Source organism: Streptococcus sp. oral taxon 431 (assembly GCF_023115445.1).
Taxonomy (GTDB): Bacteria; Bacillota; Bacilli; order Lactobacillales; family Streptococcaceae; genus Streptococcus.
This window is the reverse complement of sequence record NZ_JALDUI010000002.1, coordinates 134,257-156,013: the sequence shown is the minus strand read 5'-3', so window position 1 is coordinate 156,013 and position 21,757 is coordinate 134,257. Positions and strand designations below refer to the sequence as shown.

At 39.7% G+C, this 21,757-nt stretch carries 21 protein-coding genes and 3 pseudogenes; 22 read left to right on the top strand and 2 right to left on the bottom strand.

The annotated features are described in order from the left end of the window. The 12 genes and pseudogenes from M1R56_RS02625 (at nucleotide 1) to tnpA (ending at nucleotide 12,325) form a co-directional block, all read left to right on the top strand. Nucleotides 1–906, top strand: a complete 906-nt coding sequence (locus tag M1R56_RS02625) for a PTS mannose/fructose/sorbose/N-acetylgalactosamine transporter subunit IIC (protein WP_075232293.1) — start codon at nucleotides 1–3, stop codon at nucleotides 904–906. Continuing rightward, entirely contained in the window at nucleotides 893–1,714 is an 822-nt protein-coding gene (locus tag M1R56_RS02620; RefSeq protein WP_049509363.1) for a PTS system mannose/fructose/sorbose family transporter subunit IID, read from the top strand. Before M1R56_RS02625 ends, M1R56_RS02620 begins: the two co-directional genes overlap by 14 nt. Nucleotides 1,715–1,717: 3 nt before the next feature. Continuing rightward, on the top strand, nucleotides 1,718–2,122 hold the full coding sequence (locus M1R56_RS02615) for a PTS sugar transporter subunit IIA (RefSeq protein WP_248034504.1): 405 nt from the start codon (nucleotides 1,718–1,720) through the stop codon (nucleotides 2,120–2,122). Nucleotides 2,123–2,240: 118 nt separating this feature from the next. Then, nucleotides 2,241–3,407, top strand: a complete 1,167-nt coding sequence (locus M1R56_RS02610) for an SIS domain-containing protein (protein WP_248034503.1) — start codon at nucleotides 2,241–2,243, stop codon at nucleotides 3,405–3,407. A gap of 10 nt (nucleotides 3,408–3,417) precedes the next feature. Further along, complete coding sequence (gene lacD / locus M1R56_RS02605) at nucleotides 3,418–4,413, top strand: tagatose-bisphosphate aldolase (RefSeq protein ID WP_248034502.1); 996 nt, start codon at nucleotides 3,418–3,420, stop codon at nucleotides 4,411–4,413. Between the two features lie 146 nt (nucleotides 4,414–4,559). Beyond that, nucleotides 4,560–5,597, top strand: coding sequence for an aldose epimerase family protein (locus M1R56_RS02600; protein ID WP_075232296.1), 1,038 nt, complete (start codon nucleotides 4,560–4,562; stop codon nucleotides 5,595–5,597). Nucleotides 5,598–6,240: 643 nt separating this feature from the next. Next, nucleotides 6,241–6,324, top strand: a pseudogene (locus tag M1R56_RS02595) (glycosyltransferase); the annotation flags it as partial. Nucleotides 6,325–6,486: 162 nt separating this feature from the next. Continuing rightward, the gene (locus tag M1R56_RS02590) at nucleotides 6,487–7,695 is read left to right on the top strand and encodes a glycosyltransferase family 8 protein (RefSeq protein ID WP_248034501.1); all 1,209 of its coding nucleotides are present in this window, start codon (nucleotides 6,487–6,489) and stop codon (nucleotides 7,693–7,695) included. 98 nt (nucleotides 7,696–7,793) lie between these two features. Continuing rightward, nucleotides 7,794–9,281 carry a glycosyltransferase gene (locus M1R56_RS02585; protein ID WP_248034500.1) on the top strand — a complete coding sequence of 496 codons (1,488 nt, stop codon included), beginning with the start codon at nucleotides 7,794–7,796 and terminating at the stop codon, nucleotides 9,279–9,281. Nucleotides 9,282–9,288: 7 nt separating this feature from the next. Next, the gene (locus M1R56_RS02580; protein ID WP_248034499.1) at nucleotides 9,289–10,509 is read left to right on the top strand and encodes a hypothetical protein; all 1,221 of its coding nucleotides are present in this window, start codon (nucleotides 9,289–9,291) and stop codon (nucleotides 10,507–10,509) included. 215 nt (nucleotides 10,510–10,724) lie between these two features. After that, nucleotides 10,725–11,603, top strand: a pseudogene (locus M1R56_RS02575) (glycosyltransferase family 2 protein). 258 nt (nucleotides 11,604–11,861) lie between these two features. After that, nucleotides 11,862–12,325, top strand: a pseudogene (gene tnpA, locus M1R56_RS02570) (IS200/IS605 family transposase). 135 nt (nucleotides 12,326–12,460) lie between these two features. On the opposite strand, the gene M1R56_RS02565 reads toward tnpA, so the two are convergent. Together M1R56_RS02565 and M1R56_RS02560 are read right to left on the bottom strand one after the other, a co-directional pair. Then, nucleotides 12,461–14,143 carry a ribonuclease J gene (locus M1R56_RS02565; protein WP_248034498.1) on the bottom strand — a complete coding sequence of 561 codons (1,683 nt, stop codon included), beginning with the start codon at nucleotides 14,141–14,143 and terminating at the stop codon, nucleotides 12,461–12,463. A 1-nt stretch (nucleotide 14,144) separates the two neighbouring features. Continuing rightward, nucleotides 14,145–14,378, bottom strand: a complete 234-nt coding sequence (locus tag M1R56_RS02560; protein WP_248034497.1) for a DNA-dependent RNA polymerase subunit epsilon — start codon at nucleotides 14,376–14,378, stop codon at nucleotides 14,145–14,147. A 270-nt stretch (nucleotides 14,379–14,648) separates the two neighbouring features. Between M1R56_RS02560 and M1R56_RS02555 the strand changes: the two genes are divergently transcribed. From M1R56_RS02555 to M1R56_RS02510, 10 genes are all read left to right on the top strand, one after another. Further along, nucleotides 14,649–14,864 (top strand): hypothetical protein, encoded by a 216-nt coding sequence (locus M1R56_RS02555; protein ID WP_248034496.1) that lies wholly within the window; start codon nucleotides 14,649–14,651, stop codon nucleotides 14,862–14,864. A 110-nt stretch (nucleotides 14,865–14,974) separates the two neighbouring features. After that, nucleotides 14,975–15,658, top strand: a complete 684-nt coding sequence (tsaB, locus tag M1R56_RS02550; protein WP_248034495.1) for a tRNA (adenosine(37)-N6)-threonylcarbamoyltransferase complex dimerization subunit type 1 TsaB — start codon at nucleotides 14,975–14,977, stop codon at nucleotides 15,656–15,658. Next, complete coding sequence (rimI, locus tag M1R56_RS02545) at nucleotides 15,655–16,092, top strand: ribosomal protein S18-alanine N-acetyltransferase (RefSeq protein ID WP_248034494.1); 438 nt, start codon at nucleotides 15,655–15,657, stop codon at nucleotides 16,090–16,092. The genes tsaB and rimI overlap by 4 nt, the downstream gene beginning before the upstream one ends. After that, entirely contained in the window at nucleotides 16,082–17,092 is a 1,011-nt protein-coding gene (gene tsaD, locus M1R56_RS02540) for a tRNA (adenosine(37)-N6)-threonylcarbamoyltransferase complex transferase subunit TsaD (protein WP_248034493.1), read from the top strand. Before rimI ends, tsaD begins: the two co-directional genes overlap by 11 nt. 103 nt (nucleotides 17,093–17,195) lie before the next feature. Continuing rightward, a complete protein-coding gene (locus tag M1R56_RS02535; RefSeq protein ID WP_248034492.1) occupies nucleotides 17,196–18,059 on the top strand; it encodes an XRE/MutR family transcriptional regulator in 864 nt (287 codons plus the stop codon). Between the two features lie 286 nt (nucleotides 18,060–18,345). After that, on the top strand, nucleotides 18,346–18,534 hold the full coding sequence (locus M1R56_RS02530; protein ID WP_000933481.1) for a peptide pheromone VP1: 189 nt from the start codon (nucleotides 18,346–18,348) through the stop codon (nucleotides 18,532–18,534). Between the two features lie 66 nt (nucleotides 18,535–18,600). After that, complete coding sequence (locus M1R56_RS02525) at nucleotides 18,601–19,266, top strand: CPBP family intramembrane glutamic endopeptidase (RefSeq protein WP_000720893.1); 666 nt, start codon at nucleotides 18,601–18,603, stop codon at nucleotides 19,264–19,266. Between the two features lie 71 nt (nucleotides 19,267–19,337). Further along, on the top strand, nucleotides 19,338–20,564 hold the full coding sequence (locus M1R56_RS02520) for an MFS transporter (protein ID WP_181146570.1): 1,227 nt from the start codon (nucleotides 19,338–19,340) through the stop codon (nucleotides 20,562–20,564). Between the two features lie 157 nt (nucleotides 20,565–20,721). After that, nucleotides 20,722–21,417, top strand: coding sequence for an AzlC family ABC transporter permease (locus M1R56_RS02515; protein WP_248034491.1), 696 nt, complete (start codon nucleotides 20,722–20,724; stop codon nucleotides 21,415–21,417). Then, a complete protein-coding gene (locus M1R56_RS02510) occupies nucleotides 21,407–21,730 on the top strand; it encodes an AzlD domain-containing protein (protein ID WP_248034490.1) in 324 nt (107 codons plus the stop codon). The genes M1R56_RS02515 and M1R56_RS02510 overlap by 11 nt, the downstream gene beginning before the upstream one ends. Nucleotides 21,731–21,757: the final 27 nt, after the last annotated feature.

Here is a 21,757-nt window from a genome sequence, read left to right as displayed (position 1 = left end):
ATGATACAATGGTGGCAAATTTTACTTCTCACTCTGTACTCAGCTTATCAAATCTGTGATGAGTTGACGATCGTTTCTTCTGCAGGTTCCCCTGTATTCGCTGGTTTCATTACTGGTTTGATCATGGGAGATTTGACAACTGGTTTGTTTATCGGTGGTAGCTTGCAGTTGTTTGTCCTTGGGGTAGGTACCTTCGGTGGTGCTTCTCGTATCGACGCAACTTCTGGTGCGGTTCTTGCGACAGCTTTCTCAGTTTCACAAGGTATCGAAACAGATCTTGCGATCACTACAATCGCTGTACCAGTAGCGGCACTTTTGACTTACTTCGACGTACTTGGTCGTATGACTACTACATTCTTCGCACACCGTATTGATGCTGCGATCGAACGCTTTGACTATAAAGCAATCGAACGTAACTACCTTCTTGGTGCGCTTCCATGGGCTGCTTCTCGTGCCCTTCCAGTATTTTTCGCCCTTGCTTTTGGTGGAGAATTCGTACAAGCAGTTGTAAACCTTGTTAAAGAATTCCAATGGGTTGCAGACGGTTTGACTCTTGCAGGTCGTATGCTTCCAGGTCTTGGATTCGCTATCTTGCTTCGTTACCTTCCAGTTAAACGTAACCTTCACTACCTTGCTATGGGATTCGGTTTGACAGCTATGTTGACTGTTCTTTACTCATACGTAACAGGTCTTGGTGGAGCAGTTGCTGGTATCATTGGCACTCTTCCTGCTGACGTTGCTGAAAAAATTGGCTTTGCCAACAACTTCAAAGGATTGTCTATGATCGGTATCTCTATCGTAGGTATCTTCCTTGCGGTTGTTCACTTCAAGAACAGCCAAAAAGTTGCTGTAGCAGCACCTTCTACACCATCAGAAAGTGGGGAAATTGAAGATGACGAATTCTAATTACAAATTAACAAAAGAAGATTTTAATCAAATTAACAAACGTAGCTTGTTCACTTTCCAATTGGGATGGAACTACGAACGTATGCAAGCATCAGGTTACCTTTACATGATCTTGCCACAATTGCGTAAAATGTATGGAGATGGAACTCCTGAGTTGAAAGAAATGATGAAAGTTCATACTCAATTCTTCAACACTTCACCATTCTTCCACACAATCATCGCTGGTTTTGACCTTGCCATGGAAGAAAAAGATGGCGTTGGCTCAAAAGATGCGGTTAACGGTATCAAGACAGGTTTGATGGGACCATTCGCTCCTCTTGGAGATACTATCTTTGGTTCACTTGTACCTGCTATCATGGGATCTATCGCTGCAACAATGGCTATCGCTGGTCAACCTTGGGGTATCTTCCTTTGGATCGCAGTTGCAGTAGCGTATGACATCTTCCGTTGGAAACAGTTGGAATTTGCTTACAAAGAAGGGGTTAACCTTATCAACAACATGCAAAGCACTTTGACAGCTTTGATTGAAGCTGCATCTGTACTTGGTGTCTTCATGATGGGTGCTCTTGTAGCAACAATGATCAACTTTGAAATTTCATACAAATTACCAATCGGTGAGAAAATGATTGACTTCCAAGATATCTTGAACTCAATCTTCCCACGCTTGCTTCCAGCAATCTTCACAGCATTCATCTTCTGGTTGCTTGGTAAGAAAGGTATGAACTCAACTAAAGCAATCGGTATCATCATTGCTCTTGCAGTTGGACTTTCATTCATCGGTAAATTTGTACTTGGAATGGGCGCATAATTTATGAGTAAATCATTGATTTTAGTGAGCCATGGACGTTTTTGTGAAGAACTTAAAGGTAGCACAGAAATGATTATGGGTCCACAAGACAACATTCATGCGGTAGCTCTTCTTCCAGAAGATGGGCCAGAAGAATTTACTGCAAAATTTGAAGCTGCTGTTGAAGGTTTGGATGATTTCCTAGTCTTTGCTGACCTCCTTGGTGGAACACCATGTAACGTGGTGAGCCGTCTAATTATGGAAGGTCGCGACATTGAACTTTATGCAGGAATGAATCTTCCGATGGTCATTGAATTTATCAATGCGAGCCTAACTGGCGCTGATGCAGATTATAAAAATCGTGCTTCAGAGAGCATTGTCAAAGTTAATGATCTATTGGCAAGCTTCGATGACGATGAAGATGAATAAGGTGTAATAACAGAAATACTGTTAGAACATATTTCATAGAATATAAATGGGAATGGGGCTTACTCCCATTCCCATATTTTAAATAAAAAACAATATAATAATAGATTAGAGGAACTCAATGCTAGATTATACAAAAGAAGAATTGCTTGAGTTGGGGGCAGAAATCACAACTCGCGAAATTTACCAACAACCAGACGTTTGGAAAGAAGCTTTTGAAGCTTATCAAGCACGACGTGATGAAATTGCAGCCTTCTTACAAGGAATTGCTGACAAACATGACTACATCAAGGTTATCCTGACTGGTGCTGGAACTTCTGCTTATGTAGGTGATACTCTAGTTCCTTACTTCAAGGAAGTTTATGACGAACGTAAATGGAATTTCAATGCTATTGCGACAACTGATATCGTAGCAAACCCACAAACTTATTTGAAAAAAGATGTGGCGACTGTTTTGGTATCATTCGCGCGTAGCGGGAACTCACCTGAGAGTGTGGCAACAGTTGACTTGGCTAAGGCCTTGGTTGATGAACTTTATCAAGTAACCATCACTTGTGCGGCTGAAGGGAAATTGGCTCTTCAAGCGCATGGTGATGACCGTAACCTCTTGCTCTTGCAACCAGCTGCTTCTAACGATGCTGGCTTTGCTATGACTTCAAGCTTCACTTCAATGATGTTGACAGCGCTCTTGGTATTTGATCCAACAGACTTTGCTGTTAAAGCTGAACGTTTCGACGTGCTATCTAGTTTAGCTCGCAAAATTCTTGACAATGTGGCAGATGTCAAAGAGTTGGTTGACCTAGACTTTAACCGAGTGATTTATCTAGGTGCGGGCCCATTCTTCGGACTTGCTCACGAAGCCCAGCTTAAAATTTTGGAATTGACTGCTGGTCAAGTCGCGACTATGTATGAAAGTCCAGTTGGCTTCCGTCACGGTCCAAAATCTCTTATCAACGAAGATACAGTCGTTTTGGTATTTGGTACTACAACAGATTACACTCGTAAATATGACTTAGACTTGGTTCGTGAAGTTGCAGGCGACCAAATTGCTCGATGTGTTGTTCTCTTGAGCGACCAAGCCTTCGGACTTGAAAATGTTAAGGAAGTCGCGCTTGGGTGCGGTGGGGTTCTGAATGATGTTTACCGTGTCTTCCCTTACATCGTTTATGGTCAGTTATTTGCTCTCTTGACTTCACTTAAAGTTGGTAACAGACCAGATACACCATCACCTACAGGTACAGTGAACCGTGTTGTTCAAGGTGTCATTATTCACGAATTTGAAAAATAAGGAAGAATCTATGAGTAAATTAACATTAAGCCCAAATAAACTTGCTTGCTTGCAAAAACTCTCAGACGAAAATGGGATCATCTCAGCTCTTGCTTTTGACCAACGTGGTGCTTTGAAACGCCTCATGGCTCAATACCAAACAGAAGAGCCAACAGTAACTCAAATGGAAGAACTCAAAGTATTGGTAGCGGATGAATTGACTAAATACGCTTCATCTATGCTTCTTGACCCTGAGTATGGACTTCCAGCTACAAAAGCTCTTGATCCAAAAGCTGGTCTTCTCCTTGCTTATGAGAAAACTGGATACGACACAACAAGTACAAAACGCTTGCCAGACTGCTTGGATGTTTGGTCTGCAAAACGTATCAAAGAACAAGGGGCAGATGCTGTTAAGTTCTTGCTTTACTATGACGTAGATAGCTCTGACGAACTTAATCAACAAAAACAAGCCTACATCGAACGCATTGGTTCTGAGTGTGTGGCTGAAGATATTCCATTCTTCCTTGAAATTCTTGCTTACGATGAAAAGATTGCTGACGCTGGTTCTGCAGAATACGCTAAAGTAAAACCACACAAGGTTATCGGCGCTATGAAAGTCTTCTCAGATCCACGTTTCAACATCGATGTCTTGAAAGTAGAAGTTCCAGTTAACGTGAAATACGTTGAAGGCTTTGGTGATGGAGAAATCGTTCATACACGTGAAGAAGCTGCTACCTTCTTTAAAGCCCAAGACGAAGCTACTAACCTTCCTTACATCTACTTGAGTGCAGGTGTATCAGCTAAACTTTTCCAAGAAACTCTTGTCTTTGCTCACGAATCAGGCGCAAACTTCAATGGTGTTCTTTGTGGACGTGCAACATGGGCTGGATCTGTTGAAGCTTACATCAAAGATGGAGAAGCAGCAGCTCGCGAATGGCTTTGTACAACTGGATTTGAAAACATTGATGAACTCAATAAAGTACTTCAAACAACAGCTACTTCATGGACTGAACGTGTAGAAGCATAGATCAGAAATAGAAGAAACGACTTTTGTTAATAAAATATCTATGGTTTCTTGACAAAGGTGTCTGTAAATCATACAATAAAACCATAGAACGTGAATGCGCTTTCTATGGTTTGTTTACTTAATTGAATTAGAAAAAGGAGAGAAGGATGAAAGCATACACAGAACGTGTATTTGGGAAAGTTGATGGCAAGGATGTCCTCGCTTACCGTTTTGAAACGGAGGCAGGATACCAACTGGAAATCATGACTTATGGAGCAACAATTTTACGCTATGTAACTCCAGATAAGACTGGCAATTTTGCCAATGTTATCCTAGGTTTTGACGATTTCGAAAGCTATGTGGGAAATAGCCCTAAACATGGAGCAAGTGTAGGTCCAGTGGCAGGTCGTATTGCAGGAGCAACATTTGAACTCAATGGTAAGACCTATGATCTTGAAGTCAACAATGCTAGCAACTGTAACCACAGTGGCTCAACTGGTTGGGATTCTAACTTGTTTGAGCTAGTCGAAGTGAGTGACCATGGTTTGACTCTTTACACAGAAAGAACAGATGGGACTGGAGGTTTCCCTGGAAATCTTAAGATCTGGATTAGCTACAACTTGGAAGAAAGTGGTGCCTACGAAGTTAGCTACAAGGTGACGACAGACCAGGATACCTTGGTCAATCCAACCAACCATAGCTATTTTAACCTGTCAGGCGATTTCACTCAGACTGTTGACCGCCATGTCTTCCAATTGAACACTGAAGGCATCTATCCAATCGCTCCAGACGGCGTGCCAGCTAAAACACCGGATGCTAATCGTGATGTGGTCAAGCATATCTACAATGGAGCTTTGCTTAAGGATATTTTTGCAGACGAAGATGAACAAATCAAACTCGTATCTGGTTTGGACCATCCATTTGCTCTTCCTGCAGGACATGACAATGCTGGTTTCCTCTATGACCAAGGTTCAGGTCGCTTCCTGCTCTTCAAGACAGAGGCTCCTTGCTTTGTGGTCTACACAGCAAACTTTGTGGATGAGAGTGTCATCATCGCTGGTCAGTCAATGATTCAGCACAATGGGATTGCTCTTGAAGCGCAAGCTTTACCAGATGCTATTCATAGCGACCTTAAAGACCAAGTCATCCTCAAAGCAGGTGAAACATTCACCAGCAAAACTCGTTATGAGCTTGTTGTGAAATAATGATTGTTTTCTGAGTAAACCTATACTTTAACCGTTAGTTATTTACTAGCTGTTAGAATCTAGGTTTTTTGATTCTTGAAAAATAAGGAAATAATCTCAAGTTTAGAAGATAATTCTATATATCAAATATTTTTACTGAATAAAGATGATTGACTTATATTGATAGTTGAATGCTACAATAATATCTAATAGATATATTTATATGATAGCTCTTTTGCTAAAAATAAGGTATAATTAAAATGGAATAAATCTAGGCTTTTGACTAAAAAATACTAGATTTTTATAAAGATTTTTGGGAAAAAAACTCTCTATAGAAGATTCGTGTTCTTGGTCAAAGTTATAAGGGGAAGATTAGCAATGGTATCAGTATCTGGAAAATTCTGTATCTTTTCACATAAAAATAAGCAACATCAGCGCTTTTTTCAACTGTTACCCGATGGTCAAATCAAGGATATTGGTGGAACCGGTCAGAGGAGTTGACTACTGAGAGGCTGGATAAAATCATGAGTAAAGATATTTCAGCTTTCATCAGAGAATTTTTCCGCAAACTATAGAAAGCTAGTAGTGAATTGGGAATCCTACTGAAGAACCGTTTTTCATAACTTTGGAAAAGTATAAAGAGAAATATAAAAATGACAGAAAAATTAGTATAATTGTATCAGTTTACAACGTTGAAAACTACTTACGACAATGTCTAGATAGTATTCTCAATCAAACCTATCAAGATCTAGGGAAAAACTGTGCTGCCCTTAGATATTGTAGCCCATCAAGCAGAACTCTTTGATAAAGTAATCGCCCATGAAGAACCTCAAAAATGGTAGATGAAATTCGACAGATTTTATTAGTTAATAGAAAAAGAAAATAAACGTTAGATAAAAGGGATTGAAAAATGAAGAAAGCAATCGTACTTGGAGCAGATAATGGATATATGGATAAGGTGGAAACTACTATCAAGTCTGTTTGTGCTTATAACGATGATATAAAATTTTATGTTTTTAATGACGATCTACCTTCGGAATGGTTTCGTATTATGAATCAGCGATTGAAAGCTATTCATTCAGAAATTGTAAATGTAAAGATTTCTAATAATCATCTCCGGAAATATCATTTACCAACTGCTCACTTATCATATGCAGCTTATTTTCGCTTCTTTATTCCAGACATACTGAAGGAAGATAAGGTTTTATATCTTGATTCGGATATTATTGTTAATGGAGATTTAACAAGTCTTTTTGAAACAGATCTAGGTGCCAGCCCAGTCGCAGCAGTTAGAGATGAATTGCAGCAAACAAATTTCAATTCAGGAGTTTTATTGATAAATAATGCCTATTGGAGAGAGCATTCGATTTCAACAAAATTGTTTGAATTAGCGGATCAGTACCATGAAGTTGAGTTTGGTGATCAAGGAATTTTAAATCGATTTTTTGTGGGGCAATGGAAAGAGCTAGACGTCAATTACAATTTTATGGTTGGAATGGATACTATTGCGACACGTTTTCAAAAAGATGGATGGTATGTAAAAGCGAATCAATATGAGTCGGTGGTTTCTGTTATTCATTATACAGACGGGAAACCATGGTCAGCTATATATAAGAATCGCTTGGGGGATAGATGGTGGTTCTTCTATGCTTTAGATTGGTCAGATATTATCTTACGGAAAGAGATTATCAGACATGGTTTAGAGGAGCTTACAGAAAAAGAAAAATATCATACTGCAATCTTTACAAATACTTGCGAGATGGAGCACTTGGAGTTTTTGATAAAAGCACTACCTGAGGTTCATTTTCATATTTTGGCTCATACAACTTTTGCCTCCCAAGTGGTCGATTTACAACGATATTTAAATGTGTCCATTTATCCACAGTTCAATCCTTATAATTTTGAAAATGTTCTTAGCAAAATCGATTTTTATTTGGATATCAATCATTTTAACGAAATTATGAATATCACTCAGGAGATTCATAAATTAGGGAAACCGATCTTTGCTTTTGATAATACCAGTAAGGACCCAACAGGAGGAAGTCAGATTTTTTCTTCACAAACTCCTGAAGCGATGGTAGTGGCGATTAAAGCTTACCTCAATTCGTTAGATAAATGAGAAAGTTTTAGTAGATAATCTAATCATTCGCTAGTTCACTTCTTTTATGGAGTCCATGCTTTGATGCTTGTGATTAGAGTTTAGTTTGGAGTTAAAGAATGCTTTACACTTTTAATCTTATGGTGGGTTTAGAACCAAATGGTGTAGATGTTGCTCAAGCATATCGTGGGAAGGTTTTTCGCGACTTGGACCTTCCTGCCAGTTTTGTTTTTACACAGGTCCCTCCTCGATTTAAATGGGACTATTACCTTTCTTTGGGTCATCTTGAGGAAGAAATCCTATTAGCACATATGTTGTTGACAGATCAGCGTGATATGAGCTTGGGGATCCGTATAGATGATATGAAGCAGCTCTTACACCTGACTGCTGAATATAAGGAAAATAATTGTGAAGTGATTTTTCAAGAACAAGATGGTGTGACTACCATTCTACATAAAAACAGTCTAAAACCGGATTATGTGGATTATGTAGATTATTATGTATTTGGTCGTTTACTTCGTAGAGAACATTATGGTAAGAAAAAGCTGTTCACAGAATTTTTTACAGCAGTGGATGCTGGATTTGGTATAGTAGCTAGAGTTGTTCGCCGACTGTTTCATAATAGAGATGGTTCCATAGCCTTTGAAGAGATTAAGAAAGAACCAGGTGAGGATACTGAAGCAGTTTATCGGTGTGGATCGGAGTGGTTCTATAGTGAGTCTGAATTTTTAGAGCGAGCCTTATCAGAGTTGCAGTTTAGTAAAGAGGATCATGTATTTATTGATCGTCTAGAGAATCTTCCCTTCACATCACCTCTTTTACGTTTAAAAGGAGAAGCAAGATTATCCTGTGTTGTGCACTCTATTCATTATTGGGGAGATCAGATCAATTCTGAATACTATCACCTTTTTCAATATGCCGAGGAATTTGATGATATTTTAGTATCAACGCAATCACAGAAGGATGAATTGGAAAAACATTTAGCATTACTAGGGAAAACTGGTCAAGTTCGCGTTCTTCCAGTAGCTGCCCTAGAACAGTTGCAATTAGCTGATGAACGAAAACCTTATTCTGTGATGATTGCCGTGCGGTTTGAACGCCGAAAACGGTTAGACTTAGCAATCAAAGCCATCGTTGCTTTTCATGAAATTTTTCCAGACGTCAACTTAGATATCTATGGGCAAGGGATGCTATGGCAGGATATTGAAGCAGAGATTGCCAATCTAGGAGCACAAAATTATATCCATCTTAAGGGGCATCAGACAATTTCAAACCGTTTCAAAGAGTATGAACTTTATTTGGCTACCTCGGAATGGGAAACTTTTGGTATAACTTTATTAGAAGCAATTGGTTCTGGACAAGCTCTTGTTGGTTTAGATGTACCATATGGAAATCAGACCTTTATTCAAGAGGGTAAAAATGGTTATTTAGTTCCTTTTGCTGCTCGTTCGGATGAGGAAATTGTGGTTGATTTAACAAAAGCTTTAGAGAAAGCCTTCAAACAAATCAAACAGCTGAGGGAAGGCTCTTACCGCTTGGCTGAAGAATATTTATCAGACTGCATAACAAAACAATGGTATGAATTTTTGACTAGAGAATGGGAATAAAAAAGCAATGATGTATTATTATCTGACGAGGGAATGGTCTTCAGATGACGATCGCCTAAAAAAAGATTTAGAACTCATGGGGATGGATCTGAAACCATTAACGATTAACAATATTTTTACTAGTTTTTTTTCTAATCATGAAAATTCAAGTCCCTTACACATGACTCAACTTCCCTTACCTCGATTTTGGGAGGTTCTTTCTACAGGTGATATCGTAGCGGAAGGAAATAAAAAAGGGAAGATTTTCTGTTATCCTCAGTGGCCACAAATGGTGGAGTTAGTCGAATGGTATGATAACAAAGGTGTTTGTTGTGCAAGAGATCATTACGATTTATCGGGAACTTGTTTTCATAGAGAAATTTGGAGTGGTGGGAAAAAAGAGATAGACATTTATGGTCAGGAAAGTCAAGAACAACTCTATCTTTTTTCATCTCATGATCGTGCACTTTATCGAGAAGCAAACGGTCAGGAACAGGGGCTTCCTTCAATTGATGAAGCAAGAAAACTGGTTTTAGATAAACAATTATCTACAGGTGATTGCATAGTGTTATCAGATATAAACTTGCTTAGGGAAATGCCTAACCTCTCATCTAATCAGTTAGTATTTTATATGAGAGAAGAGTTTTCCACGGAAGATATTTCGTATCTAAAAGATCGTTGTGGGAAACTACTGACTCGAGATTTGAAATTAAAAACAGACAATATGAATCTTCCCCTGATTTATCTACCAACCTTTCTTGGCGCCTTTAGGGAGTTTCGTCCGCATATTTTAATTTTGACAGATACGCAAGAACTAGAGCAAATTGAAGTCCTTGTATCTGCCCTACCGAATTTTGAATTTCATATTGCTGCGCTAACAGTAATGGGAGGGCGTTTATTAGATCTGGATTGTCATGCAAATGTTCATCTTTACCCAGGCCTGTCTAGAGAGATATATGAGAAACTTTTACAAACGTGTAGCATTTATCTGGATATTTCTCATGCGCAGGAAATACTTGATGGTAGCCGTACAGCTCTTGAAAATGGCATGATCCTTTATGCTTTTAAGGAAACGTGTCACCAGCCAGAGTTTTATGCTACTGACCATGTGTTTCCAAGGGATGGTGTAGCAGAGATGATTGACGAATTATCTCAACTTGTAAATCCAGAAAAATATCAATCTGCTTATGATAAACAAAAGATGAATCCGTACTTAGCGATCAGGGAAGAGTTGAAGTTACTTTTTTAAATGATGGATAAATAAAGGAAGTATCGTGAAAGCTTTAGAGTAGATCTTCCTAGATAAAGATATCCATAACTATATAGCGTTTATCTTAGTATTTCACTTGCTGACAATTTGTATTTCAATCATCAACTTAGTATGGAAGAAATATAATCAAGAGTTTGTGGCTAAGAGAATATGATTGTATCAATCCAGCGATATTTGAAGCACTTAGACTAAAAATTGAAAAAATAAGTGTTATCGTTCCTGTTTATATGTCAGAGGCCTATCTTGAAAATGTTTAGATAGCATTCTTCAACAAACTTATCAAAATCTTGAAGTTATTTTAATCAATGATGGCTCAACGGATGGTTCAGCAGCTATTTGTCAACGATATAAGAATCAAGATGCGCGTGTTAAAGTTTACCATAAGCCAAATGGAGGAGTTGCTTCCCAGTCGTAATCGTGCCTTGGAAGCTGTGACAGGTGATTACATTGTCTTTGTGGATAATGATGATTGGCTAGAGTTAGACCATATCCAAAGCCTTTATGATTTATTGAAAAAAACGGATGCAGATATTGCAATTGGTAATTTCACTCAGTTTATTGAAGATCAGGGAAGTTTTCTAATCCATGTAGGTGCAGATAACTATTTTGAACAAGTGTATAGCCCTTTTGATTGGTTCCATCATCAATATGACGGAAAACATAATCTTAGTCAATGTTTTACTGTTCCGTGGGCAAAACTCTATAAAGCGGAGCTTTTCAAGGATATTGTCTATCCAACGGATCAGAAGGTAGAAGACGATTATACGACCTATAAGGTTTATCTTCAAGCAGATAAGATTGCCTATATGAATAAAGCCATTTATATTCATAGAAAACGCTCCACAAGTGTGACGAGAACAGTTAATCTTGCAGATGTTTATCCGTTAAAAAGTATTGAAGAGCGTCTGACTATTTTGAATCTGATTGGGGCACCTCAGGAGTTATTGGATAAGGAAATTCAGGCTTATAAATGGCGATTATCCATTCATGAAGAAGAAGCATTGGAACACGGAGATATGGAAGCTTATCAACAGATTTTGGTGAAAAAAGCTATTGAGACCAAGCGTCGGTGAGAGCGATAGGATTTATAGACTAGTTGATTAAAGAAAAATACTTGGCACAACTTGTTGTGAAATAACAAAAATTCTCTGAAGACATAGGACTTCAGAGAATTTTTTCTTATTATGTGACTTTCAGTCCGTCTCGCTCCGTTAGGTGCGAGACAAAAAAACCACCCGCTATGCGGGTGCGCATCGAAGGTTATACCAAAAAACTCCAAACGCGATACAATAAAGGTGTTCAAGCCAATTGTAAAGCGAAAGGAGAAAAATATGGCTCAAAAAGCACATAGTTTATCACACATAAAATGGATGTGTAAATATCACATTGTGTTCACCCCTAAGTATAGACGAAAAGAGATCTATAATCAATATCGAAGTAGTTTGGGAGAAATATTCCATAGATTATGTAGTTATAAAGGTGTTGAGATTATCGAGGGCCATTTAATGCCAGATCATGTTCATATGTTTGTAAGTATTCCACCTAGAATTAGTATTTCAAGTTTCATGGGATATTTAAAAGGTAAAAGCGCTCTAATGATGTTCGATAAACACGCAAATCTGAAATATAAGTTTGGAAATCGACATTTTTGGGTAGAGGGATATTATGTGAGTACAGTTGACCTCAATAAGCCACAATAAAGAAATACATTCAGGAACAAGAGCGAAAAGATATTGCTTTAGATAAGTTGAGTGTAAAAGAATATGAAGATCCCTTTAGGGATAGTGGCAAGTAGTACATCTGCCTCTTTGAGAGGCTTGTGACGAGTCAAATGCAATAAGGCTTGAACAACGTGAAAGCCAGCGTCTTTAGGCGCTGGCTGGTAATTTGGGCTTATAGCCCTGGTGCAAACCACCCGTTAGACGGGTGGTTATGATTCTTCATCTGGTGTGAGAATCATCGGAATGATAATTGGTTCACGTTCGGTATTTTCATAAAGGAATGGTCGAATAGCGTTTACGATGGCGCCATTGACAGATTGGATGCTGGCATCTTTGTTTTTCAATGCGATACGAATAGCATTGAAAAGGATACGTTGGCTTTGGCGAATCAAGTCGCCAGACTCTCTCATGTAGACAAATCCACGGCTGAGAATATCTGGTCCAGATAGAATCATCTGAGACTTGAAGTCAACGGTTGCGACAGCTAGAACGACACCGTCTTCAGATAAATCACGACGATCTTTGAGGACAGCAGCGCCGATTTCACCGATACGATTTCCATCGACATAGATATCCTGAGCGTTGAAATGACCAGCGATGCGGGCAGAATTTGCAGTGAGGGCAAGCACATCACCATTGCTCATGATAAAGATATTGTCCTTCTCTACGCCAGTATCCACCGCTAGCCCAGCGTGAACTTTCTGCATGCGGTATTCACCGTGAACAGGCATGAAGTATTTTGGCTTAATCAAGCGGAGCATAAGTTTTTGCTCTTGCTGACCACCGTGTCCAGATGTATGGATGTTGTTAATCTTACCATGGATTACTTCAACACCAGCTTCAGAAATGATGTTAATCAATTTGTTAACGCTAGTGGTGTTTCCTGGAATTGGACTAGATGAGAAGATAACAGTATCGCCAGGTTGGAGTTGCACTTGACGGTGAGTTCCGTTAGCGATACGAGAGAGGGCTGCCATGGGCTCGCCCTGACTACCTGTACAGAGAATCAGAACCTCACCCGCAGGATAGTCTTTGATTTCATTTGGTTCGATAAAGGTTCCCTTAGGAGCTTTGATGTAGCCAAGCTCGATTCCGTTGACAATGGCCTTTTCCATAGAGCGACCAAAGACAGCGATCTTACGCCCAGTCTTGACAGCGGCTTCCGTTGCTTGCTGGAGACGGAAGATATTTGAGGCAAAGGATGCAAAGATGATACGTCCTTCGATGCCTTGGATAATCTTCATGATTGACTGGCCGACAACCTTTTCAGAGTTTGTAAAGGTTGGCACTTCAGCATTGGTCGAGTCAGAGAGTAAGCAAAGCACTCCATCTTCACCTAGGGCTGCCATACGGTGCAAGTCTGCAGGTTCACCAACTGGTGTAAAGTCAAACTTGAAGTCTCCCGTACAAACGATTTTCCCTTGAGGGGTATGGATGACGATTCCCAATGGTTCTGGGATAGAGTGAGTAGTTCTAAAGAAAGTTGCTTTAAGGTTTTTAAAGGTCAACTCCGTGTTGTGGTTGATTTCGTGAAGTGTAGCATTGCGCAAAAGTCCATGCTCTTCGAGTTTTCCACGGATTAAGGCAAGGGCCAGTGGACCAGCATAGATAGGGATGTTTGCTTGCTTGAGCAAGAAAGGAATCCCTCCGATATGGTCCTCGTGTCCGTGTGTAATCAAGAGAGCCTTGACGCGGTCGATATTTTCTACAATATAAGAGTAATCAGGGATAACGTAGTCGATACCAAGTAGGTCATCCTCAGGGAATTTAATCCCTGCATCAACGATGATGATTTCATCTTGATATTCGATACCATATGTGTTTTTTCCGATTTCTCCTAGACCACCAATGGCAAAAACGCCGACTTCTTCTGGTTTAAGAGTGTAGGCCATATTAGAACTCCGTAATTTCGAATGCGCCAGTTTCTTTTTCGTAGTCTAGCAATTTGTCAGACAAGAGTTCGATATACTCGATATTATATTCTGGACGGTTTTCTTCTACAAGTTGGCGAGCAACGATACGTCCTTCAAGTTCTGAACTAGCATCGATGTCCAAGTAGAGTGAGCGTGTTGTTTCACGACGTGGGCTGCGGTCTTTTGTTTCTTGATAAAAAACTTTGTAAATCATATGTTTCCTTTCTGCTTTCAGGTCAGCTATATTCAAAAATGCTCAGTTTGAAGCTGGTTTGATTCCAGTTCATTTTTTGTCTTTATTGACCTTGATTCGTTACAATTATCTCAATTATAACATAAAAAGGGGAATTAGTAAAAGCAGGAAACATGAAAGTAAGGAGCTTGAAATACGTTTCATTTTGCCTTGTATAAGTATTTGAAGACCTCGGATTCAAATGCTATAATAAAGTTAGCAGAGACGTTTCTATACCAAGGAGGTTGCCCTATGTATAACTTATTTTCTTTTGCTATCGGAGTTCGTTTGGTAGCTTTTATGATTTTTGTTGCCTGTGTTTACGGAGGGAATGTTTTGTATACTTGGCTGGAGCATCGAAAAACCAAATTCCTTTGGAAGATTGGCTTCGTGACTCTGTATTCGTTTTTCCTTCTCCTTGTGACTTATGTGGTCTGGTTTGTATTTTACTTTGGCTTGAATACTTAAGTACTTATCCTGTCAATTTGGCAGGACATTTTTGTTTCAAGACAAAGAAAATTCCCATGCGTCAGCTTTTGTAGTATAATAGTAAGCAGACAAAAAGATAGGAATGTGTTATGAAAGTATTAGCTTTTGATACGTCCAGTAAGGCTCTTTCTCTTGCTATTTTAGAGGACAAGCAGCTTCTTGCCGAGACGACTATTAATATCAAGAAAAATCACAGTATCACTCTGATGCCTGCTATCGATTTTTTGATGGCAAGTTTGGATTTGACACCCAAGGATTTGGATAGAATTGTGGTGGCAGAGGGGCCAGGTAGCTACACAGGTTTGCGAATCGCAGTAGCAACTGCCAAGACCTTGGCTCATACTCTGAATATTGAGTTAGTTGGTATGTCTAGCCTCTTGGCACTGGTACCGAGCCAACAGGAGGGTTTGGTTGTCCCTTTGATGGATGCGCGTCGCAACAATGTGTATGCAGGATTTTATAAAAATGCCAAACCTGTCATGCCAGAAGCGCACTTGCCTTTTGAGCGAGTGATTGAGCTAATCAAGGGGGCTAGTCAGGTAACCTTTGTCGGAGAAGTTGGAGCCTTTGTTGAGCAGATTCAAGAACACTTGCCAAGGACTAATTTCAAAGAAACCTTGCCGAATGCAGCCAATCTAGCTCTTTTGGCCTGGGACAAGAAAGCAGACTCCTTACATGATTTTGTGCCGAATTACCTCAAACGTGTTGAGGCTGAGGAAAACTGGCTTAAGAACCACACAGAGTCTGGTGAGTCTTACATTAAACGCCTATGATAGAAATCAAACGAATCCAACAGCAGCCTGACTTGGCTCAAACCATCTACGCTGTTATGGCAGCTGTTTACCCAGTCAGTCCTTGGACGCTGGAACAAATCCAAGCAGACCTGGATCAAGACCAGACTTGGTACGCTCTAGCTTATGATGGGGCCGAAGTGATTGGATTTCTAGCTGTGCAGGAAAATATTTTCGAGGCAGAAGTCTTGCAAATCGCTGTTAAAGGAGACTATCAGGGTCAGGGAATTGCGTCGGCCTTGTTTGCTCAATTGCCGACGGGTAAGGAGATTTTCCTAGAAGTCAGAAGGTCAAATCATCGAGCGCAAGCATTTTACAAGAAAGAACAGATGGCAGTCATCGCTGAGCGAAAGGCCTACTACCATGACCCAGTCGAGGACGCCATTATCATGAAGAGAGAAATAGATGAAGGATAGATATATTTTAGCATTTGAGACATCCTGTGATGAGACCAGTGTCGCCGTCTTGAAAAACGACGATGAGCTCTTGTCCAATGTCATTGCTAGTCAAATTGAGAGTCACAAACGTTTCGGGGGCGTAGTGCCAGAAGTAGCCAGTCGTCACCATGTCGAGGTCATTACAGCCTGTATCGAGGAAGCTCTGGCAGAAGCAGGAATTACGGAAGAGGACGTGACAGCTGTTGCGGTTACCTATGGGCCAGGATTAGTTGGAGCCTTACTAGTTGGCTTGTCAGCTGCTAAGGCCTTTGCTTGGGCACATGGACTTCCACTTATCCCTGTTAACCACATGGCTGGTCACCTCATGGCAGCTCAAAGTGTGGAGCCTTTGGAGTTTCCCTTGCTAGCCCTCTTGGTCAGCGGTGGACACACAGAGTTGGTTTATGTTTCTGAGGCTGGTGATTACAAGATTGTTGGGGAAACGCGAGATGATGCGGTTGGGGAGGCCTATGATAAGGTAGGCCGTGTCATGGGCTTGACCTATCCTGCAGGTCGTGAGATAGACAAGTTGGCTCATCAGGGGCAGGATATTTATGATTTTCCTCGTGCCATGATTAAGGAAGATAATCTGGAGTTCTCATTCTCAGGTTTGAAATCGGCCTTTATCAATCTTCACCACAATGCCGAGCAAAAGGGAGAAAGCTTGTCCACAGAGGACTTGTGTGCGTCCTTCCAAGCAGCTGTCTTGGATATTCTTATGGCAAAAACTAAGAATGCTTTGGAGAAATACCCTGTTAAAACTCTAGTTGTGGCAGGTGGTGTGGCAGCCAATAAAGGTCTCAGAGAACGCCTAGCAGCCGAAATTACAGATGTCAAGGTCATCATCCCTCCACTTCGCCTCTGCGGAGACAATGCAGGTATGATTGCCTATGCCAGCGTCAGCGAGTGGAACAAAGAAAATTTTGCAAGCTTGGATCTCAATGCCAAACCAAGTCTTGCTTTTGATACTATGGAATAAGGAGTCAGCTTAAGGCTGGCTTTTTTGCCCTCTTAAATGTCAGAATATTTTGACAAATAATTGTAAATAATGATATAATATATACAGAATAGGAGGTGGTCAGATGATTGAGAGAATGGAATTGGGAGAATTTTACAAGGAATTACGCTTGGCGAGAAAGCTCAAGCAGTCAGATGTGGCTTGTGATGGTCTAACAGCCTCTCAGTTGTCCAAGTTTGAACTAGGGCAGTCTATGCTGTCTGCGGATAAGCTCATACTAGCCATCCAAGGGATCAATATGAATTTTGATGAGTTTGGGCACAAGCTCAACAACTATCAAGAATCTCCACATATGCGAATTGGTAGAAAGGTTGTGGATCGCTTTGCCCACCAAGATATAGCTGGCTTAGAGCAACTGTTGGAGGAAGTCGAGCAAGAACAGATGGCAGAGACCTATCGTCGTTTGAATGCTATTGTAATCAAAGATGCCATTCATTCCTTAGATAAAAATTATCCCCTAGCAGAGGAGGATAGCGAATTTTTGACCACCTACCTCTATGCTATTGAGTCTTGGACCTGGTTTGAACTCTACCTTTTTTGCAATACTATGCCCTTCTTGAGCAACCAAGATCTGATTTTTTTATCAACCTCTTTGCTTGAAAAGTCCAAAGAATTTAAAGAGTTGGTACATAATCGATTGTATATGAAGCAAGGACTCTTAAATATCTTATCAGAACTCATGGAGCGCAAACTTTTCTCCTATATTCCAATCTTTGAAGCCGAGTTGGAGAGCATGCTGCGTCCGTATGATGTTTTTGAGAAATTATTATGGCAATTTTTAAAGAAGATGAGTGTCTTTCTTCAAACCAAAGGAAGCAATCAAAAAGAGATTGAAAACTTTATCCAATCTCTGCAAGTATTAGAAAATCCACAATTGATAACCCTCTTCGAATTGCGTTTGCAACAATACAAAGAACTTATCGATTAGTTAGAAATGGGAAAATGATAATAATCTCAGCAATGATTGCCAATAATCTTAAAACTTGTTTCTTCATATGACTTCCCTCCTCATTAGTAATAACTTTATTATAGCAGGGAAATAATCAAATCCACCAAAATCGCAAATCTGAAATTTCTATAAGAAAAAATATCAAATATGCGATTTTCTAAAATAAGGCAATTTCTGTGTTATACTGACCTTGTAAAACATTTGAAGCAAATCCTAGGTCGCAGAAGTGGTTTACAAGAAGAAAACAATTGAAGGAGTATAAAAGATGTTAAATTTACAATTTGCAGAAACAATGGAATTGACAGAAGATGAGTTGCAAGATGTTAGAGGAGGCTACACTGTGGTTAACCCAGGCGGTGGAATTGGAGTAAGCTTAGGAGCACCTTGGTCAATCACTAATTTCTGGAAGAAATATTTTAACCATGATTCTTCCACTGTTAATCGTCGTCATTGATATTTAAAGCCCTTGCCTTTGTTTGGGTTAGGGCTTTTTTTATTTCGTAATATAGGAGAAAATAGGATGAAAAAGATAATCTCACGCTACTACTTTATTATAGCTTTTCTACTAGTTATTGCTGACCAGAAGTTCAGTGGTCTGGTTTTATCTAGCGACTTTGCTCTTGGTCTATCTGACTTTACTTATTATCTGTCGGATATGATGTTGAATTTTCTTGTGGTTTTATTTGCTCTGATTGTTATGATTTGGTCGGAGAAATGGCAACAAATCAACAATAGAAAGTTTAAAAGATCCTATCTTTTCTATTCCTTCCTAGCTCTGCTTTCTTTTGTTGCTTGGAATTTTGTCACCTTTTTTCTTTTCCCACCTACTCGAAATGAAATTTCTTATCAACATGCTGCTCCTACTTTTACAGGAGCTACGGCATTTTTGATGTATTTCTTTTATCCTGTGATTGCAGGTCCCATTTTTGAAGACATGATTTATCGTGGATTAGTGATGACTGCTCTGGAAAAAGGAAAGAAATGGGGGCTAGATGTACTTGGTTCCGCTGTTTTATTTGGGGTCTCGCACATTAGTAATCACGGTTGGGTCTTGACAGACTTTGTCTTCTATATGGGTGGAGGTCTTATATTTGCAGTCTTATTTAGAATGACAAAGTCAATTTATTGGCCTATTGGACTGCATATAGTCTACAATGGTATTGGTCAGATTTTGATGTTACTGTAATTTTGGTTGTTAGTAGTATCGCGGTATATTCTTGGGGAAAGATTCCCATTTGAATTTAAAAAGGAGTTGTGATGAAAGTATTTCTTCAAAATAGAGATTTTAGGCAATTAACTATCAACCAGTGGATTTCAACGCTTGGGGATACGATTTTTTATCTGGCCTTTTTGAATTATGTGGCAGATGCATCTTTTGCCCCTTTGGCGATTTTACTCATCACGATTTCAGAAACCCTGCCCCAAGTTCTACAAATCTTTCTGGGAGTTTTGGCGGATTTTCAACATCATCGTGTCTTGAAATACACAGTCATTAGTTTTGCAAAATTTTTGCTTTACTCTATAGTATCCTTATCGTTTTCAGGGCAGCCCTTTTCCTTGTTATTAGTAGCCTTTATTTGTCTGATTAACCTCGTGTCTGACACATTGAGTTATTTTTCAGGCGCCATGCTCACTCCGATTTTCATTAGAATTATTGGGCAAGATCATCTGGCAGAAGCTATTGGATTTAAACAGTCAACCGTTAGTTTAGTGAAAACAATCAGTAATATTCTAGGAGGAGTCTTACTAGCTATTCTATCTATCCAGTTTATTTCCTTACTGAATGCTCTTACCTTTTTAATCGCATTTTTAGGTATTCTTTTCATAAAAAATGACCTCTTGAAAGTAGAAAAAACTATTAGCTATCAAGAAGGGCTCTCTGTAAAATCCTTTTGCCAGCATTTGGTCCAATCATCGAAATTGATATGGAATATGAATAAGGTGCTCTTGGTTTTGTTTATTATCTCTATTAGTCAAGCAGTGATAAATGTTACAGTTCCTATTTCTACTCTGTTTTTGAGGAATCAGCCCTTTTTGAATTTACAAACTGGTCAATCTCTCGCTTTGTTATCAACACTGGAATTGTCAGCCCTTATTGTCGGAAGCCTTGTAAGTGGCTATCTGAAAAATACGATTTCTATAAAAATAGCTCTATATGCCTCGCTTATTATCCAATTACTCCTTTTAGTTGGTTTTGTGGCAGTTCGTTTTGACTGGATTCTTATCTTTAGTGCCTTGGATGCCTTTTTTGCAGGTATTCTCTCTCCTCGATTACAGGAACTCATTTTTAAACAAATACCTGAGGAGTCAATGGGAGCAGTTCAATCCTCTATCGGCGCCATTACGGTTGTTTTACCTAGCTTATTTACAATAGCTTTGGTAACCATTGCTACTAGCTTTGGAACTCAGGCAGTCAGCTTTGTTTTATTGCTATTTCTTCTAGTTTCCTTTGTCATGCTCTTGAATATCCGTGAAAACATTTAGCGGAGAATTTCTATAATATATGTTTGAGACTGGTTTCCAGTCTTTTTCTGTTCTTGTCAATCAGCAGACTTTTTTCTCTTTCCTGAATGTGTTATAATAGTCCATGTTGCGGCTGGAACTGATTCAGCCCATTTATTAAGATAATATGAGGAGAAAGATGAAAGAAAAAGGATTTTGGGAGGGGGCGCAGGCAGCCATGCCAACGGCCCTTGGTTATGTCAGTATTGGCCTTGCCTGTGGAATTATCGGTGCGCCCTATGTGACACCTGTTGAGATGGGCTTGATGAGCCTCTTTGTTTATGCTGGGAGTGCCCAGTTTGCCATGTTGGCTCTGATTGCGGTTCAAGCACCTGTAGCAGCTATTGCGATGACGGTCTTTTTGATTAATTTGCGTCTCTTTTTGTTGAGCTTGCACGCATCGACTTATTTCCGTCATACCAGTCTCTGGCAAAATATTGGTATGTCTAGTCTCTTGACGGATGAGACTTACGGCGTTTTGATGGGCGAGTTGGTGCATACGGATAAGGTTAACCCTATGTGGATGCACGGGAACAACCTTAACAGCTATGTAGCTTGGTTTGTGGGAACAGTTGTCGGAACTGCTCTAGGTGGACTTCTACCAAATCCAGAAATTTTTGGCTTAGATTTTGCCCTAGTGGGTATGTTTATTGGGATTTTTACTTCCCAGTTTCAGATTATGCAAAAACGGATTTCTTTGCGCAATCTCTTCATAATTTTAGCAGTTGTAGCTGTATCTTTCTTTTTGCTCTTGACGGTGGTGTCTCAGTCATTAGCTGTCTTGTTTGCGACCTTGCTAGGTTGTACCATGGGGGTGGTCTTGGATGGTCAGTAAGTATATTTTAATGGCAATCGTCTTTTCTGGTTTGGTGACTTGGATTCCAAGAATGATTCCTTTCATCCTAGCCAAGTACAAGGGTCTGCCGCCTATTGTCGAGCGCTTTTTGAAATTTCTACCAGTTTCTATTATCTTTGCCTTGATTTTATCAAGCGTGGTGACAGGAAAAGTTGGAAGTTTCCCGCAGATAAAGTGGTTAGACTTTTTAGCAGTCTTTCCAACGGCTTTTGTAGCCTTTCGCTATCGCAATCTGGTAGGGACTGTTCTCTTTGGGGTGGTCTTGATAGCAGTCCTACGTTTGGTCTTTTAATCAGCCATAAAGAAAACCTATCACAAA

Coding starts and splice junctions, on each gene's coding strand:
- M1R56_RS02565 (WP_248034498.1), bottom strand. CDS start 14,143: ATGGCCTACACTCTTAAACCAGAAGAAGTCGGCGTTTTTGCCATTGGT.
- M1R56_RS02600 (WP_075232296.1), top strand. CDS start 4,560: ATGAAAGCATACACAGAACGTGTATTTGGGAAAGTTGATGGCAAGGAT.
- M1R56_RS02615 (WP_248034504.1), top strand. CDS start 1,718: ATGAGTAAATCATTGATTTTAGTGAGCCATGGACGTTTTTGTGAAGAA.
- M1R56_RS02515 (WP_248034491.1), top strand. CDS start 20,722: ATGAAAGAAAAAGGATTTTGGGAGGGGGCGCAGGCAGCCATGCCAACG.
- M1R56_RS02610 (WP_248034503.1), top strand. CDS start 2,241: ATGCTAGATTATACAAAAGAAGAATTGCTTGAGTTGGGGGCAGAAATC.
- tsaD (WP_248034493.1), top strand. CDS start 16,082: ATGAAGGATAGATATATTTTAGCATTTGAGACATCCTGTGATGAGACC.
- M1R56_RS02560 (WP_248034497.1), bottom strand. CDS start 14,378: ATGATTTACAAAGTTTTTTATCAAGAAACAAAAGACCGCAGCCCACGT.
- rimI (WP_248034494.1), top strand. CDS start 15,655: ATGATAGAAATCAAACGAATCCAACAGCAGCCTGACTTGGCTCAAACC.
- M1R56_RS02580 (WP_248034499.1), top strand. CDS start 9,289: ATGATGTATTATTATCTGACGAGGGAATGGTCTTCAGATGACGATCGC.
- M1R56_RS02535 (WP_248034492.1), top strand. CDS start 17,196: ATGATTGAGAGAATGGAATTGGGAGAATTTTACAAGGAATTACGCTTG.
- M1R56_RS02510 (WP_248034490.1), top strand. CDS start 21,407: ATGGTCAGTAAGTATATTTTAATGGCAATCGTCTTTTCTGGTTTGGTG.
- lacD (WP_248034502.1), top strand. CDS start 3,418: ATGAGTAAATTAACATTAAGCCCAAATAAACTTGCTTGCTTGCAAAAA.
- tsaB (WP_248034495.1), top strand. CDS start 14,975: ATGAAAGTATTAGCTTTTGATACGTCCAGTAAGGCTCTTTCTCTTGCT.
- M1R56_RS02520 (WP_181146570.1), top strand. CDS start 19,338: ATGAAAGTATTTCTTCAAAATAGAGATTTTAGGCAATTAACTATCAAC.
- M1R56_RS02585 (WP_248034500.1), top strand. CDS start 7,794: ATGCTTTACACTTTTAATCTTATGGTGGGTTTAGAACCAAATGGTGTA.
- M1R56_RS02555 (WP_248034496.1), top strand. CDS start 14,649: ATGTATAACTTATTTTCTTTTGCTATCGGAGTTCGTTTGGTAGCTTTT.
- M1R56_RS02525 (WP_000720893.1), top strand. CDS start 18,601: ATGAAAAAGATAATCTCACGCTACTACTTTATTATAGCTTTTCTACTA.
- M1R56_RS02620 (WP_049509363.1), top strand. CDS start 893: ATGACGAATTCTAATTACAAATTAACAAAAGAAGATTTTAATCAAATT.
- M1R56_RS02530 (WP_000933481.1), top strand. CDS start 18,346: ATGTTAAATTTACAATTTGCAGAAACAATGGAATTGACAGAAGATGAG.
- M1R56_RS02590 (WP_248034501.1), top strand. CDS start 6,487: ATGAAGAAAGCAATCGTACTTGGAGCAGATAATGGATATATGGATAAG.
- M1R56_RS02625 (WP_075232293.1), top strand. CDS start 1: ATGATACAATGGTGGCAAATTTTACTTCTCACTCTGTACTCAGCTTAT.